A 14,071-nucleotide genomic window follows, 5' to 3' on the forward strand; every position below is an offset into this window, starting at 1 on the left:
ACGGGCGCGCGGAGACGCACCCGGCTGGCGTCGGGGGAGGGTGCGCCCGGCGGGATCAGCGGGCCAGGCTGAAGGATCCGGTCGGCCGCGGCGGGGCGTGCCGTGCCCAACCGGGCACCCGATCGGCCGCGTTGCCGGTCCTGCGCGACCGCGCCGCCGGAACCGCGGCCGGACCGGGGGCCGTTGCATGCTCCGGGGCCCGCCGCGGCCCCGGGATCCCCGCGAGAGCAGGAGCCGGTGCCGGCTCCAGTGCCTTCTCGGGCGCCTTGCCCGGCACCGTGACGGGACGGGACAGCAGGACGACGCCGCGGGCGGCGAGGGCCGCAGCCGCCAGAGCCACCACGGCGCCCAGTGCCCCGCCGGTCAGCCGCTCGCCGAGGAGTGTGAGGCCCGCTGCCGCGGACACCGCGGGGTTGACCAGCGTCGCCGTGGCCAGCGGGGCGCCCAGGCCGCCGCGGTAGGCCGCCTGCGAGAGCATCAGCCCGGCGGGAGCAAGAGCAGCCACCGCCAAGCCCGTCAGCACGGTGAGGACGTCGAAGCCGGGGCGTACCGCGACCGTCTGGGTCAGCACCGAGCCGGCGCCGAAGGCGATCCCGGCGGCCGTCGCGTACGCGATGCCGGCCCCCCGCGGCCCGGCGCCGCGCGCCACCGCGGCGAGAGCGAGGAGCGCCGCGGCGGTGACCGCGACCGTGCCGAGGACCTGCGCCGGGGCGAGCACCTCGATGTGCCCCCCGCCGCGCACCACCAGCAGCACCCCCGCCAGCCCCGCCAGCGTCAGCGCCGCACCCCGCCACTGCACCGCGCCGACCCGCCGGCCGGTGCCCGCCGCCTGGAGCGGCAGCGCGAGGACGAGGGTGAGTGCGCCGAGGGGCTGTATCAGGGTGAGCGGCCCGTACCGCAGCGCGAGCACGTGCAGGGCGGCCCCCGCGACGTTGAGCCCCACCGACAGCCACCAGGACCCCCGCGCAAGCGCCCCCCACACCCCCGCCCCCGCCTCCCGGCCCGCCCCCGCGACCCGCTCCTGCAACACGGCGGCCCCCGCGTACGCGACGGCGGACGCGAGGGCCAGCACCAGCGCTGCCGCGAGGCCGTTCATGCCGTTCATGTGTCCCCTCCGATGGTCGAGCCGTCCCCGACGGTACGGTCCGTTGCGGACAGATGCTGTCCGCAAGTCACCGCTGCCGTCGTGTCTGTGGACGGCGCGCACCGCCGGAACTCATCGGAGGGGAGTCACGGGGAGGCGGCGGGGGCGAGGGTCAGGTGGGGAACTGCCCGCTCTTGACGGCGGTGACGAACGACGACCAGGCGGTGGTGCCGAAGATGAGTGCCGGGCCGTGGGGGTCTTTGGAGTCGCGGACGGGCACGCCGTGGGGGTACCCGTCTGACACCTCTACGCAACCGCCCGCACTGTTCTCGCTGTAGCTGGACTTACGCCAGGCAGGAAGAGCCGATGCATCAGGAATCGTCTTCAACTTCGTACCCTTTCAAATATGTGCGGATGAGGTCGAGCGATTCGTCGCTCGTGAGAGCCAGCGAGCGGGCAAGGTCGAACATCTGCGTCAGCTCAAGTACCCTCCTCGGAGACTCGACTGGTTCGCCGGAGTCGTAGCTCTCGACTGCGGCCATCGTTGCGCCGTCGGGCATCGTGTGCAAGGTAAGGCTTCCTCCGAGCACGGGGTGCGCTCCCGCGTCGAAGGGAAGTACCTGCACGGTTACGTGCGGACGGGTAACTTTTTGCAGTAGATGCTTCATTTGTGCGGCCATGCACGTTAGACCCCCGATTGAGCGTCTTAGTGCGCACTCGTCCATGATTCCCCAGTAAAAGGGTGGTTCCTTCCGCTCCAGGACTCGCTGCCGCTTCACGCGAACGGCAACGCGCTCACGGATCTGTTCCTCGGATTCGCCGATTCGGTACCTCTGAAATGTTGCACGCGAGTACTCCGGGGTTTGCAACAGGGCAGGGACGACGCTGCTGTTGAACACCTGGATGCGCTCAGCCAGCGGCTCTTTGCTGACCGCCTTCCTGCTGTAGTCCGGGATCAGCGTGTCGTGCGCCAACTCCAGCAGTTCGGTCAGTACCCCATCGGTCTCGAAGAACTCGTCCAGCGCGTTCGCTAACGCCTCCGACGGCAGTTGCTCGCCGAGTTCCCACCCTGCCCAGATAGCTGTGCGAGTAGCCGCCCACCCGTTCGGAGAGCTGTCGAAGTGACAGACCCCTGCGCTCCCGAAGTCGACGCAGCCGCCTGCCCAACCTCACCCGCGGCGTGAGCTTGCCGGTTTCACTGTTCAACTCCACCGTCACACTCCATTCCGCATCAACATGCCGTCCACATAAAGGATTTGGTGACAGCCGATACCTGTTATTGGGCAGCCACCATCGGTAATGGTGGTGACGATTGGAGTACAGCACGCGGCTACCCGCCCCGTGAGGGTTTTCGCATAATTGGTCGGAGTGGTCGTCATGGCGATAAAAGATGCGCAGGCAACGAACAAGCAGGGCATCGAACTGATCCCCAGCACACCGGCGACAGCCTTGCTGCCTTTGCTGTTTCACCGCCCCCAGCCCGTCAATCCACCCGAGCAAGGCAACCCATGAATCTCCTGCACAAACGGCAGTTCACCCGCCGCCCGACCGCGGTGGCCCGAGCACGCGAATTCGTCTCGGACCTGCTCTGCTCCATGGCCGACGACGAACTCGCCGCCGATATCCGGCTGTGCGTCTCAGAACTCGCGACCAACGCCGTCCGGTACGGACCACGCGGCCGTGATTTTCTCGTACAGTTCAGCACCCGCGATGGTGTCGTACGCCTCGAAGTGCACGACGCCGGTGACACCTCACCCCGCGTGTGCGCACCCACCCCCGACGACGACCACGGCCGCGGCCTGCTGGTCGTCGCGGCCCTCGCCGACGACTGGGGCGTCTCCGAGCGCACCGGCCCGGGCAAAGCGATCTGGGCAGAGTTCAAGCTGCCCGCCCCCGTACAGGCGACGGGCACCGCACCACACTGAGGACACCGTGCTCATCGTGGACGGCACCCCCGTTCTCACCCGCGACTACGCGGTGGCCGACGGTCGGAAGGGGGGTCCGGACGTATCCCGGTCACCTGGATACCGGCAGTTGTCTCGACCACGAGCAGCACCTCGCCATCCGGTGTCACCGATGCCGGCCGGGGCGGGAGCCGGCCCTCACCGTGGGTGGACAGATCGACCTCCCAGTCCAACCGCCCGTCCGGCGTCATCCGCCCCAACCAGCCGAAGCCGCCCCCGTACACCCTGTCATCAGCGTCAATTCCCAGCACTCCCCCCAGCACATCCCAGGTGTCCCCCGCGCCGCGGATCACCGACTCCGTGCGCGATTCGGGGTCGAGGATCACCCAGTCGCGCAGGTCGCGCCGCTCGTCGTACCGCACGAAGCCGACCCGGCCGTCCGGATAGACGGCCGGACGGTCGGCGCCGTCCCAGCGGGCCACCTCAGAGCCGGATCCGTCGTCGACCCGGATCAGGTACGGAGCCGTCGCCGGTCGGTACTTCGGGCCGTCGTCACAGCCCAGGTAGATCCTCGCCCGGGCGTCGGTGAGCAGCCGGGCGACATAGCGTGCGGGCAGGTCGGACAACTTCCACACCTGGGTGCCGTCTGGCCGCAGCCTGCGGACATGAAAGGACCCGCGCGCCGGCCCGACCCGTTCCAGCACAACCGTCTCCCCGGACGGCGCCATGACGGCGTCCAGGATCTGGCCCGGCGTCTCGATGTCCAGCCGAACGACAGGATCGGAGAGCCGGATCACGCGCGTGCGGTCGACGAACCGGGCGAACAGCACGTCGGGGGCGAGCAGCAGCGGCGTGCCGTCGGCGAGCGCGCGCACAGCCGTGGGTGCTCGCTGCTCACCTTCCGGATCGTGGGTGGCCGTCGGCGGAAGCGGGATGAACAGCTCCGGCACGCCTTCCTCCACGTCCCACGGAACGAATCCCACCCGCCGCGTGATCGTCTTGGCCAGCGTCACGGCCCCTCCTCTGTCTGCGCTTGCTCCTCGGTGAGGCTAGTCCACCGGTTTGGAGGCCACCGACGACAGAAGCGTCCACCGAAGGCCCGGCCGGGGGTGCGGAGTCGGGGCGGCCCGGGATCGGGGACATGTCCGGCGGCCGGGGGCGGCAGCCCGAAACGGGGCAGGGCCAGAGCTACTCGCCGCGGGCCGTCCGGGCGATAGCCCGGCGCAGGGCAGGACCGGCTGGCGGTGGGCGTGCTCGAAGGTGGGTGGGTGCGTGTCAGGGGGCGAAAGTCGGGTCGCATGGGTGATTTGTGGGCGTTTGGCTTGGGGGTTACCCGGAGTTTGTCCTCGTGGCATGCACTTGGGGGCCGGCCGGTGGCCGTCCTCGTGACCGAGTCGATGGTGTCGGTCTGCCGGCTGATGGAACCGTTGGCGTTGACCGCGACGGCGGATTGGGCGCAGGGGGCGGCTACCTTGTCCGTGGGGCCGGCCGCGACACACCACCGGCAGGGCGCAGGATGGACCCCGTGACCTCCCTGCTCGACGACTCCGTTCCGCCGCCCGGCCCCGTCCAGTTCCAGCTCGTCCTGCTGCGCCGCATGCAGGACTTCCGGCCGGAGCTGGTCGCCGACGCCCTGCGTGCCCTCGGGGTGTCCCGGGCCGCGATGCGCGAGGCCAACCGCCGCTGGCAGGGGCGGCTCCGGGCCCGCGGCGGGCGGGCCCCCGGCGCCGCGCGGGTCCGGGACTTCGCCGCGCTGCTCGGTCCCGCCGAGGCCGTGACGCGGCGGGCGCACGGCGACGTGACGCTGGACGTACACGTCTGGCGTGTGCCGCTCTGGCCGGACCTGCGGTTCGAGGCGACCTGCGGGGTGGGCGGCGTCGCCCTGAGCGCGTGGCTCGTACGCGCGCCGGAGGCGCCCGGGCCCGCGCTGCATACGCTGGCCGATCTGGCGCCGTGGGGCTGCACCGTCGAGGAGGTCGCGCGCGCCTTCCCGCCCGCGCGGCCGCGCGAGGTCTCCGCGCCGCACCGCTTCGCGCTGGCCTTCACGGCGCCGGACGCGCCGGACACGCCGGACACGCCGGACGCGCCGGCCGGTGAGCCGCGTGCGTGCACGGCCGAGTTCGCCTGGGGGCTGCTGCAACGGTGGGCCGTCGATTAAGTATCGCTTACCGGTCCCTTCAACGGATTCTCGCTGGTGCTGCACAGTCTTCCGCAGGGAGACTGGACGGCATGATCACACCGGACACCAAGGACTGGACCTGGGTGCTGGACCGCACCTGCCCCGAGTGCGGCTTCGCGGCGGCGGAGATCCGCGCGCAGGACGTGCCGGGGCTGGTGCGCCGGAGCGTGGCGCGCTGGGATCAGATCCTGGCCGATGAGCCGGAGCGGCTGCGCGCGCGGCCCCGGTCCGGCGTCTGGTCGCCGCTGGAGTACGCGTGCCATGCCCGCGACGTGTTCCGGCGGTGCGACGAGCGGCTGCGCCTGATGCTCACCGAGGACGACCCGCGGTTCCCCAACTGGGACCAGGACGCCACCGCAGTGGCGGACCGGTACGGGGAGCAGGACCCGCGACGGGTCGCGGACGAGCTGTCCGCCTGGGGCGAGACGTTCGCGGAGCACGTGGACGAGGTCGACGGCGCGCAGTGGGAGCGCGGTGGGTCGCGCGGCGACGGGGCGGTGTTCACCGTCGACACGTTCGTCCGCTATGTCGTCCACGATGTGGTGCACCACCTGTACGACGTGGGGGCACCCCTCGACCGCTGAACCCCTGAACCCGGCGGGCCGGTTCATCCCCTGGCCCGGCCCGCCGCCCTCATGCGCCCGAAGGCGTACACGCAGCCCGCCAGCGCCAGGTCCGACAGCAGCATGAACCCGATCGAGTACGAGTCCTTCGCGCTGTAGATCGCCCCCATCACCAGCGGTGGCACGAACCCCCCGAGACCCCCCATCGCACCCACGATCCCCGTCACGCTGCCCACCTGCGGCTGCGGTGTGACCTGCGCCACCAGCGCGAAGATCGCGCCGCTCGCCGCGCCCAGGCCGGCGGCCATCACCAGCAGGCAGATCGTGCCCAGCGGGGTCAGCCCCGGGTCGAAGGACTGGATCACCGCGAAGACGCCGACGACGCCCAGCGACCACGAGGTCACCACCGCCGGGTGCACCCGGTCCGACAGCCAGCCGCCGAACGGCCGGAGCAGGACCGTCACCAGCGAGAAGCCCGCCGCCTTGGTGCCGGCGTCGGTGGCGCCCAGGTCGTACCAGGTCTTCAGGTACGTCGGCAGGTAGACGCCGAACGCGACGATGCCGCCGAAGCCGATCGCGTACAGCGCCGACAGCTCCCACGTCACCCGCAGCCGCGCCGCCTCCCGGAGCCGGCGGCCCGGCGAGGTCGTCGGGGTCTTCCGCCCGGGGTGGTCGCGCAGGGTCAGCCAGGACAGCACCACGTACGCCGCGAGGGCGCTCGCCATTACCAGGAACGGCAGGTGGTGGCCGTGGTCGTAGATCCGCGGGGTGAAGTAGCCGGACAGTGCGACACCGCCCATGCCCATGCCGAAGACGCCGATGGCGAGGCCCCGTCTGGCCGGCGGGAACCAGGAGTTGACGTGCGGCACGCCGATCGCGAACGTCGTGCCGCCCACGCCCAGCAGGAAGCCGACGAGCAGCAGCGCCGCGTACGACTCCTTCGCCGGGATCAGCAGCAGCACCGGCACGATGGTCAGCGCCGCGGTCAGCGGGAACATCACCCGCGCGCCGAACCGGTCGGTCAGCGCGCCCACGGGGATCCGGCCCACCGAGCCCACGATCACGGGTACGGCGACCATCAGCGACTGCTCGAACGAGCTGATGCCCAGGTCGTCGCCGAGCGGACCGGCGATCGGCGCGATCAGGTTCCACGCCCAGAACGCCAGCGTGAAGCCGAGGGTGGCTACGAGGAGGTTGACGTACGCGGCGCGTGACGGTTTCTCCTCCGTCGGCAACGACGGCTTTTCGGCCGCGGGAGCGGTCACTCGGCATTCTCCCAGCCGCGCCGCGCCGCACGCGCGGCGAGCTGCCGCGGCTCGCGGCTGCGGTAGACGACGTACGGGCGGAAGAGGTATTGCACCGGCGCGCTGAGCATGTGCACCAGCCGCGTGAACGGCACCAGCGCGATGAGCGCGAGCCCGACGATCACGTGGATCTGGTACGTCACCGGCACCCCGTCCATCCGCGCGCCGTCCGGCTGGAGCACGAAGACGCTGCGCATCCACGGGCCGATGGTCTCGCGGTAGTGGTAGCCGTCCCCGGTGGCGTGGGAGAGCTTGGCCCACATCCCCATCACGATCGCGGCCAGCAGCACCAGGTACATGAACTTGTCGTTGGCCGTCGTCGCCCGGAACACCGCACCCGTCGTGCGTCTGCGGTAGATCAGCAGCACGATCCCGGCGACGGTCAGCACACCCGCCGCCGTGCCGGTGTAGAGGGACAGCCCGTGGTACGCGTGCTCGCTGATGCCCAGGTCCGAGGTCCACGAGTCGGGGATGAACAGCCCCACCAGATGGCCGGCGAGGACGAAGAGGATGCCGTAGTGGAACATCGGCGAGGCGATGTTCAGCAGCCGCGACTCGTACAGCTCGGACGAGCGCGTCGTCCAGCCGAACTTGTCGTAGTGGTAGCGCCAGGCGGTGCCCGAGAGGAACAGCACGATCACGACGTACGGCAGGACGTTCCACAGGGTGCTCACGGCCGGGCTCCGGGAGCGTTGACGACGGGCAGCAGGCCGTGGGGAGTCTGCCCGTACGGCTCCAGGCCGACGTCCTCGCGCGGCGGCCCGCTACGGGCCAGTGCCAGGGCCGCGGCCCGGTCCTTGGGCGAGGGGCCGGGCAGCGTGGCGCAGACGGCGGTGAGCACGGCGGCGTACGGGGTGCCGTGCTCGGCCAGCGACAGGCGCAGCAGCTCGACGGCCGGGCGGTGGGCCCGCAGCAGTTGGCCGTCGCCGGTGGCGGCGGTGAACTCCAGCACGGCGGGCAGGTAGTCGGGCAGCTCCTCGTCGGTGAGGTCCATGCCGTACGAGCGGTAGACCTCCTTGAAGCGGACCATCGCCATGCCGCGGCGGCGGGTGTCGCCCTCGGTCCACCAGGTCAGATAGAGGCAGCGGCGCGCCTTGAAGTCGAAGACCTCGACGTAGTGCGCGGCCAGCGCCGCGGGGTCCGCGGACCCGGCGTGGTCGAGGAAGCCGTGCAGGGAGTGCCGGCGGGGCAGCGCGCGGCGCAGCAGCGGCAGGGCGGCGTGGAAGTCGGCGTCCGGGTAGCCGAGGCAGCGGGCGGCCACCTGGTGGACGACGGCGTTCATGACTCTTCCTTCTCTGCGGGGGCCGGCTCGCCCGGCGGTGTCTTCTCGGACGCGGTCTTCTCGGGCGCCGTCTCCTCGGGCGCCGCTTTCCCAGGGGTGTCGGCGGTCTGGCGGCGGCGCAGGGCGTGGAAGCTCTCGATCGTCACCAACGGCAGCCGCCCGGGCCCGGAGTCCGCGCCCACCGGGCCGTGTGTGCCCATGCCGGGGCCGCCCTCGTAGTCGAGGCTGCACTCCTGCGGCAGCGCCGACTCCTCCAGCGCCCGGGCGTCGCCGACGGCGGCGGTGGGGATGACGTAGCGTTCGTCGTACTTCGCGATCGCCAGCAGCCGGTACATGTCCTCGATCTCCCGGCCCGTCATCCCGCCGGCCGCCGCGGCTTCGCCGGGGGAACCACCGGGTGCCTCGCCGAGGTTGACCGCGCGCATGTGGCTGCGCATCGCCGCCAGCTTCTCCAGCGACGCCCGCACCGGAGCGGTGTCCCCGGCCGTGAACAGCTCCGCCAGGTACTCCAGCGGGATGCGCAGCGCGTCGATGGCGCCGAAGAGGTTGCCGGCGTCCTCGCCGTCGAAGCCCGTCTCCGTCAGCGCCTCCACCACCGGGGACAGCGGCGGGATGTACCAGACCATCGGCATCGTCCGGTACTCCGGATGCAGCGGCAGCGCCACCCGGTACCGGCTGATCAGCGCGTGCACCGGGGAGCGCCGGGCCGCCTCGATCCAGTCGTACGGAATGCCCGCGGCCTCCGCCGCCCGCCGCACCTCGGGGTCCTCCGGGTCGAGGAAGACGCCGAGCTGCGCCTCGTACAGGTCCGTGTCGTCGGCCACGGACGCGGCGTCGAGCACCCGGTCCGCGTCGTACAGCACCACCCCGAGGTACCGCAGCCGCCCCACGCAGGTCTCCGAGCACACCGTGGGCAGCCCGACCTCCAGCCGCGGGTAGCACAGCGTGCACTTCTCGGCCTTGCCGGTGCGGTGGTTGAAGTAGACCTTCTTGTACGGGCAGCCGGAGACGCACATCCGCCAGCCGCGGCAGCGGTCCTGGTCGACGAGGACGATCCCGTCCTCCGTGCGCTTGTACATCGCGCCCGACGGGCAACTGGCCACGCACGACGGGTTAAGGCAGTGCTCGCAGATCCGCGGCAGATAGAACATGAAGGTCTGCTCGAACTCGAACCTCACCTTCTCCGCCGCCCGCTGCCGGGTCCGCGCCACCATCGGGTCGAGGTCGCCGTGCTCGGCGGTGCCGCCCAGGTTGTCGTCCCAGTTGGCGCTCCACTCGATCTTCATCGGCTTGCCGGTGAGGGCGGAGCGCGGTTCGGCGACCGGGAAGTCGTCGCCCAGCGGGGCGTCGATCAGGTTGCGGTACTCGTAGGTCCAGGGCTCGTAGTAGTCCTTGATGACCGGCAGCACGGGGTTGGCGAAGATCGAGGCGAGCTTCTTGAACCGGCCGCCCGCCTTCAGCTTCAGCCGGCCGCGCCGGTTCAGCTCCCAGCCGCCGCGCCAGCGCTCCTGGTCCTCGTAGCGCCGCGGGTAGCCCTGGCCGGGACGGGTCTCGACGTTGTTGAACCAGACGTACTCGACGCCGCTCCTGTTCGTCCACGCCTGCTTGCACGTCACCGAGCAGGTGTGGCAGCCGATGCACTTGTCGAGGTTCTTGACTCCTCCCCCTCGTGGACGAGGGGGATTCCTGGCTCACGTCGCCTGCCTCCCCGGCGGGGGTGCAGGTCTTGCACGGTCAGCGCCAGCCGGGTTGAAGACCAGCCCGGACGAGCATGACGCGGGCGGAGTTCTTGTCCCGGGGCCGGGACACTCCACACGCGGTGCACGTATACGTTCGTTCCGAGAGAGGCAGCGCGTGCTTGGTTCTCGCTCCGCAGTCCGCGCAATCCATGGTCGTGTGCGCCGGGTGCACCAGATGCACGACCCGGCCGTGCTTGCGGCCCATCTCGATTAGCGCCGCCTTGGTGGCACCGATCGCCGCGTCAGCAGCCTTACGGGCCATGGCCGACTTCGCCAGGAACTTCGGGCGGAAGTCCTCGACGGCGAGGGCGTCGTGGTCACGGACGACCTTCTTGGCCCATTTGCGGGCGGTGTCCTGGCGTTGCCGGGCGACCTTCTGGTGGAGCCTGGCCGTCTGCCGCTTCGCTTCGCGGTAGCCGTTCGACGCGGCCTGCCCGCGTGCCGGTTTCCTGCGGGCCATCATCCGCTGGTACCTCGCCAGCTTGTGCGCCGCCGTCCTCCCGTGCTGCGGGTGGGGAAGGTCGTGCTCGTCGGACGTGGTGGTGGCCGTCTCACCCACGCCCCAGTCGATGCCGATCACACGCCCGGTGGCGGGAAGCGGCTCGATCACGGCGGGGACGACGAAGCTCGCCCACCAGCACCCCACCGCATCCCGGTACACCCGCACCGAACTCGGCGGCCCGGGCAGCTCCCGCGACCACACCACACACACGACGATTCCCCCGGCCAGGTGCAGCCGGCCGTCCTTGAGACCAAACCCGCGCCGGGTGTATTCGAAAGTGGGCAGTGCCTCGCGCTTCTTCTTGTACGTCGGCATCCCGGCCCGTTGCCGCACCGGCAACCCGGCCCTGATGTCCCTGATCGCCTTGGCGCGGGCTCTGGCGAAGTCGCGGATCACCTGCTGCTGCGGAACACAGGCGCCCGCCCGCAACCACGGCGTGCGGGCACGGGCCCCGGTCAGCATCGCCGCGAGCTGCACCGGCCCACACGTTGCCTTCTCACCCGCCGCCCGGTTGCGCTGATGCACCTGCCGGGACTTGGCCACGCACTCGTTCCACACCCACCGCATCCGGCCCCACTCCGCCTCAAGAGCCGCACGCGCCGTGGACGACACCCGAAGACGAAACGTGTACCGGGCATGCCCGGCCACCTTCGTCACCACTTCTGTCGTCACGCACCACAACCTACCCGGGAGGACTGACAGTTGACCTTGAGTGATCTTCGCGGTGTCCCTCACCAGCAGTGCCGGTGGACACCGAATCGCCTGGACGGCGATGCGGCTTTCCCTGCCCCGCTCACGCGGGAGCTTCGTCTCCTTCCCCGGCTGAAGCCGGGGGTATCCACGAAGGGATCCTGGTGACGATACGGGGCCAGTTCTCCTCGGCGTCGGGGTCCTCGCAGGCGAAGCCGAGCCGCCCGGCGCGCAGTTCGTCCACGGTGTAGCCGACGGGGTCCTTGCCCGCGGCGTCCGCGTCCTCCGCCAGGTCCAGCGGGTTGCGGTCGAAGGTCGGGTACGAGGGCATCCAGCCGGACCGGGTCGCGGCGGCGAGGCAGTCGGCGCCGGTCATGCCCGCGAAGGCGCCGCGGCCGAGGGGGGAGGCGAGGACGTCGGCGCGGAAGTGGTCGTAGCGCCGCTGGTCGGTGTTGAGGAACCAGTACGCGGTGCCGATCATCTGCCGCGGCGGCCGGGACCAGTCGTTCGCCGAGGCCAGCGTCGCCCAGCCGGTCGAGGGGCGGCACTTCTCCTGCCCGACGTAGTGCGCCCAGCCGCCGCCGTTGACGCCCTGGCAGCCGGTGAGCGTCAGGAGGGCCAGGAAGGCGCGGTAGATGGTCTCGGAGTGGAACCAGTGGTTCGTGCCCGCGCCCATGAGGACCATGCAGCGGCCCCGGGAGGCCTCCGCGGTACGGGCGAACTCCCGGGCGATGCGCACGCACCGGGCGGCGGGGACGGAGGTGTGCACCTCCTGCCACGCCGGCGTCGCGGGCTGCGCGGCGTCCTCGTACCCCGCGGGCCAGGTGCCCGGCAGCCCGGGGCGGGCGACGCCGTACTGGGCGAGCAGCAGGTCGAAGACCGTGGTGACCAGCCGCCCGTCCGGCAGCCGCACCGACGGCACGCCGCGGGCGACGGACTCGCCGCGGCCCTGGCCGTACGCGCCGCCCTCGGTGTCGAAGCGCGGCAGCAGCACCTCGGCGGGCTCGGCGCCCCGTGCGCCGGAGAGGCTGAGCCGGGGGACGGTCCCGCCGAGGTCGAGGTTCCACTTCCCCTTGCCCGACTCGGTCCAGCGGAAGCCGAGCGAGCCGTTGGGCACGACCGTGTCGCCGGTGGTCTCGTCCACCACCACCGTCTGCCACTCCGCGCCCTCGGCCGCCGCCTCCGGACGGCCCGTCAGATCGGCGGCGCGCAGGAACTTCCCCGGCACGTACGCCCCGCCCAGCGGCTGGAGGGTGACGAGGAACGGCAGGTCGGTGAAGCGGCGTACGTAGTCGGTGAAGAAGGGGACCTGCTTCTCGACGAAGCACTCCTTGAGGATCACGTGCCCCATGGCCATGGCCAGCGCCCCGTCGGTGCCGGGGTGGGGGTGCAGCCACTCGTCGGCGAACTTGGCGTTGTCGGCGTAGTCGGGGGCGACGACCACGACCTTCTGGCCTCGGTAGCGGGCCTCGGCCATCCAGTGCGCGTCCGGGGTGCGGGTCACGGGGACGTTGGAGCCCCACATGATGAGGTACGCGGCGTCCCACCAGTCGCCGGACTCCGGCACGTCGGTCTGGTCGCCGAAGACCTGCGGGGAGGCCACCGGCAGGTCGGCGTACCAGTCGTAGAAGGAGAGCATCGGGGCGCCGATGAGGGAGTGGAAGCGGGCCCCTGCCGCGTGCGAGACCATCGACATCGCCGGGATGGGGGAGAAGCCGGCGATACGGTCCGGGCCGTACCGCTTGACGGTGTGCACGTGCGCGGCGGCGATCAGTTCGACGGCCTCGTCCCAGGCGGCCCGGACGAACCCGCCCTTGCCGCGGGCCTGCTGGTAGCGGCGGCGGCGCCCGGGATCGGCGGTGACCTCGGCCCACGCCAGCACCGGGTCGCCCAGGCGGCGCTTCGCCTCGCGGTACATCTCCAGCAGCTCGCCGCGGACGTAGGGGTAGCGGACGCGGGTGGGGGAGTAGGTGTACCAGGAGAAGGCGGCGCCGCGCGGGCAGCCGCGCGGCTCGTACTCGGGGCGGTCGGGCCCGACCGACGGATAGTCGGTCTCCTGGGTCTCCCAGGTGATGATGCCGTCTTTGACGTAGACCTTCCAGCGGCACGAACCCGTGCAGTTCACACCGTGTGTGGAGCGGACCACCTTGTCGTGGCTCCACCGGTCGCGGTAGAAGACATCCCCCGACCTGCCGCCCGTTTTCGTCACCGTACGTAGGTCTGGTGAAACCGTGCCGCGGGTGAACCAGCGGCCCGTACGCAACAGCAGGTCGGTGGCGGCACCGTCGATTCCGGCCACGGCTACCTCGGCTCTCTCGCGCTCTGGGGCGGTGGGGGATGGCTGACGGTGGCCACCCTGCCTGCGCCACACGAGCAACGCTAAGGGCCGGTCGGCCCGCGAACACAGCCGAGAGGCCCGTCCGGGTGACTACTGTGCGTGGCGAAAGAAAAGGGAATCGGAAACAGTCGGAAGCACCTGATTGCAGCCAGGTCACGGCAGTGGCCTAGACCTGTTCGGGAGAGGCGCCCGTCGGTAGGCTGACGCCCAGCGCACGCTGGATGATCTTCATCTGGTCGTAAACCAGCGCCGAGGGCAAAGGGGTTCAAGAGTGAGGACAGTACGGTTGATCAGTGCCGGCGCGGCGGCCTCTGCGCTAGTGCTGGGACTTGCGGCATGTGGTGACGATGGGGGCAGCTCGGACGGTACGACCACCCTCAAGCTGGTGGCGGCCGACTACGGCGACAAGGCGTCGAACGCGTCGAAGGTGTACTGGGATGACGTCGCCGAGCGTTTCGAGGCGGAGAACAAGGACATCAAGGTCGA

At 71.0% G+C, this 14,071-nt stretch carries 13 protein-coding genes and 2 pseudogenes; 4 read left to right on the forward strand and 11 right to left on the reverse strand.

Annotation, left to right across the window (positions count from 1 at the left end; translation table 11 throughout):
• Positions 1 to 55: 55 nt before the first annotated feature.
• The 4 genes from B124_RS33115 to B124_RS33130 all read right to left on the reverse strand — a co-directional run bounded on the left by B124_RS33115 (position 56) and on the right by B124_RS33130 (position 2,410).
• Positions 56 to 1,105, reverse strand: a complete 1,050-nt coding sequence (locus tag B124_RS33115; protein ID WP_496506716.1) for a DMT family transporter — start codon at positions 1,103 to 1,105, stop codon at positions 56 to 58.
• A gap of 151 nt (positions 1,106 to 1,256) precedes the next feature.
• Complete coding sequence (locus tag B124_RS33120; protein ID WP_496506717.1) at positions 1,257 to 1,472, reverse strand: DUF397 domain-containing protein; 216 nt, start codon at positions 1,470 to 1,472, stop codon at positions 1,257 to 1,259.
• On the reverse strand, positions 1,456 to 2,058 hold the full coding sequence (locus tag B124_RS33125; protein ID WP_496506718.1) for a DUF5753 domain-containing protein: 603 nt from the start codon (positions 2,056 to 2,058) through the stop codon (positions 1,456 to 1,458). The genes B124_RS33120 and B124_RS33125 overlap by 17 nt, the downstream gene beginning before the upstream one ends.
• Positions 1,994 to 2,410 carry a helix-turn-helix domain-containing protein gene (locus B124_RS33130; protein ID WP_496506728.1) on the reverse strand — a complete coding sequence of 139 codons (417 nt, stop codon included), beginning with the start codon at positions 2,408 to 2,410 and terminating at the stop codon, positions 1,994 to 1,996. Before B124_RS33130 ends, B124_RS33125 begins: the two co-directional genes overlap by 65 nt.
• A 42-nt stretch (positions 2,411 to 2,452) precedes the next feature.
• Between B124_RS33130 and B124_RS33135 the strand changes: the two genes are divergently transcribed.
• Positions 2,453 to 2,596 carry a hypothetical protein gene (locus B124_RS33135; protein ID WP_496506729.1) on the forward strand — a complete coding sequence of 48 codons (144 nt, stop codon included), beginning with the start codon at positions 2,453 to 2,455 and terminating at the stop codon, positions 2,594 to 2,596.
• The gene (locus tag B124_RS33140; protein ID WP_496506719.1) at positions 2,593 to 3,009 is read left to right on the forward strand and encodes an ATP-binding protein; all 417 of its coding nucleotides are present in this window, start codon (positions 2,593 to 2,595) and stop codon (positions 3,007 to 3,009) included. The genes B124_RS33135 and B124_RS33140 overlap by 4 nt, the downstream gene beginning before the upstream one ends.
• Before the next feature lie 35 nt (positions 3,010 to 3,044).
• Here the strand turns inward: B124_RS33140 and B124_RS33145 are convergent, their stop codons facing one another.
• Positions 3,045 to 4,001: a hypothetical protein gene (locus tag B124_RS33145; RefSeq protein ID WP_496506720.1), complete on the reverse strand. Its 957-nt coding sequence runs from the start codon at positions 3,999 to 4,001 to the stop codon at positions 3,045 to 3,047.
• 512 nt (positions 4,002 to 4,513) lie between these two features.
• On the opposite strand from B124_RS33145, the gene B124_RS33150 reads away from it, so the two are divergent.
• Positions 4,514 to 5,146 carry a hypothetical protein gene (locus B124_RS33150; RefSeq protein WP_496506721.1) on the forward strand — a complete coding sequence of 211 codons (633 nt, stop codon included), beginning with the start codon at positions 4,514 to 4,516 and terminating at the stop codon, positions 5,144 to 5,146.
• A 71-nt stretch (positions 5,147 to 5,217) separates the two neighbouring features.
• On the forward strand, positions 5,218 to 5,751 hold the full coding sequence (locus B124_RS33155; protein WP_496506722.1) for a DinB family protein: 534 nt from the start codon (positions 5,218 to 5,220) through the stop codon (positions 5,749 to 5,751).
• Between the two features lie 23 nt (positions 5,752 to 5,774).
• Here B124_RS33155 and B124_RS33160 read toward each other — a convergent pair whose 3' ends face one another.
• The 6 genes and pseudogenes from B124_RS33160 to B124_RS33185 all read right to left on the reverse strand — a co-directional run.
• A complete protein-coding gene (locus B124_RS33160; protein ID WP_496506723.1) occupies positions 5,775 to 6,995 on the reverse strand; it encodes an MFS transporter in 1,221 nt (406 codons plus the stop codon).
• A complete protein-coding gene (narI, locus tag B124_RS33165; RefSeq protein WP_496506724.1) occupies positions 6,992 to 7,708 on the reverse strand; it encodes a respiratory nitrate reductase subunit gamma in 717 nt (238 codons plus the stop codon). The genes B124_RS33160 and narI overlap by 4 nt, the downstream gene beginning before the upstream one ends.
• Positions 7,705 to 8,316 (reverse strand): nitrate reductase molybdenum cofactor assembly chaperone, encoded by a 612-nt coding sequence (gene narJ, locus B124_RS33170; protein ID WP_496506725.1) that lies wholly within the window; start codon positions 8,314 to 8,316, stop codon positions 7,705 to 7,707. Before narJ ends, narI begins: the two co-directional genes overlap by 4 nt.
• Positions 8,313 to 9,932, reverse strand: coding sequence for a nitrate reductase subunit beta (gene narH, locus B124_RS33175; protein ID WP_496506726.1), 1,620 nt, complete (start codon positions 9,930 to 9,932; stop codon positions 8,313 to 8,315). Before narH ends, narJ begins: the two co-directional genes overlap by 4 nt.
• 75 nt (positions 9,933 to 10,007) lie before the next feature.
• Positions 10,008 to 11,214: pseudogene (locus tag B124_RS33180) on the reverse strand (RNA-guided endonuclease InsQ/TnpB family protein).
• 196 nt (positions 11,215 to 11,410) lie between these two features.
• Positions 11,411 to 13,546, reverse strand: a pseudogene (locus tag B124_RS33185) (molybdopterin-dependent oxidoreductase); the annotation flags it as partial.
• Positions 13,547 to 14,071 lie beyond the last annotated feature (525 nt).

It is taken from the genome of Streptomyces sp. CNP082 (genome assembly GCF_059570535.1).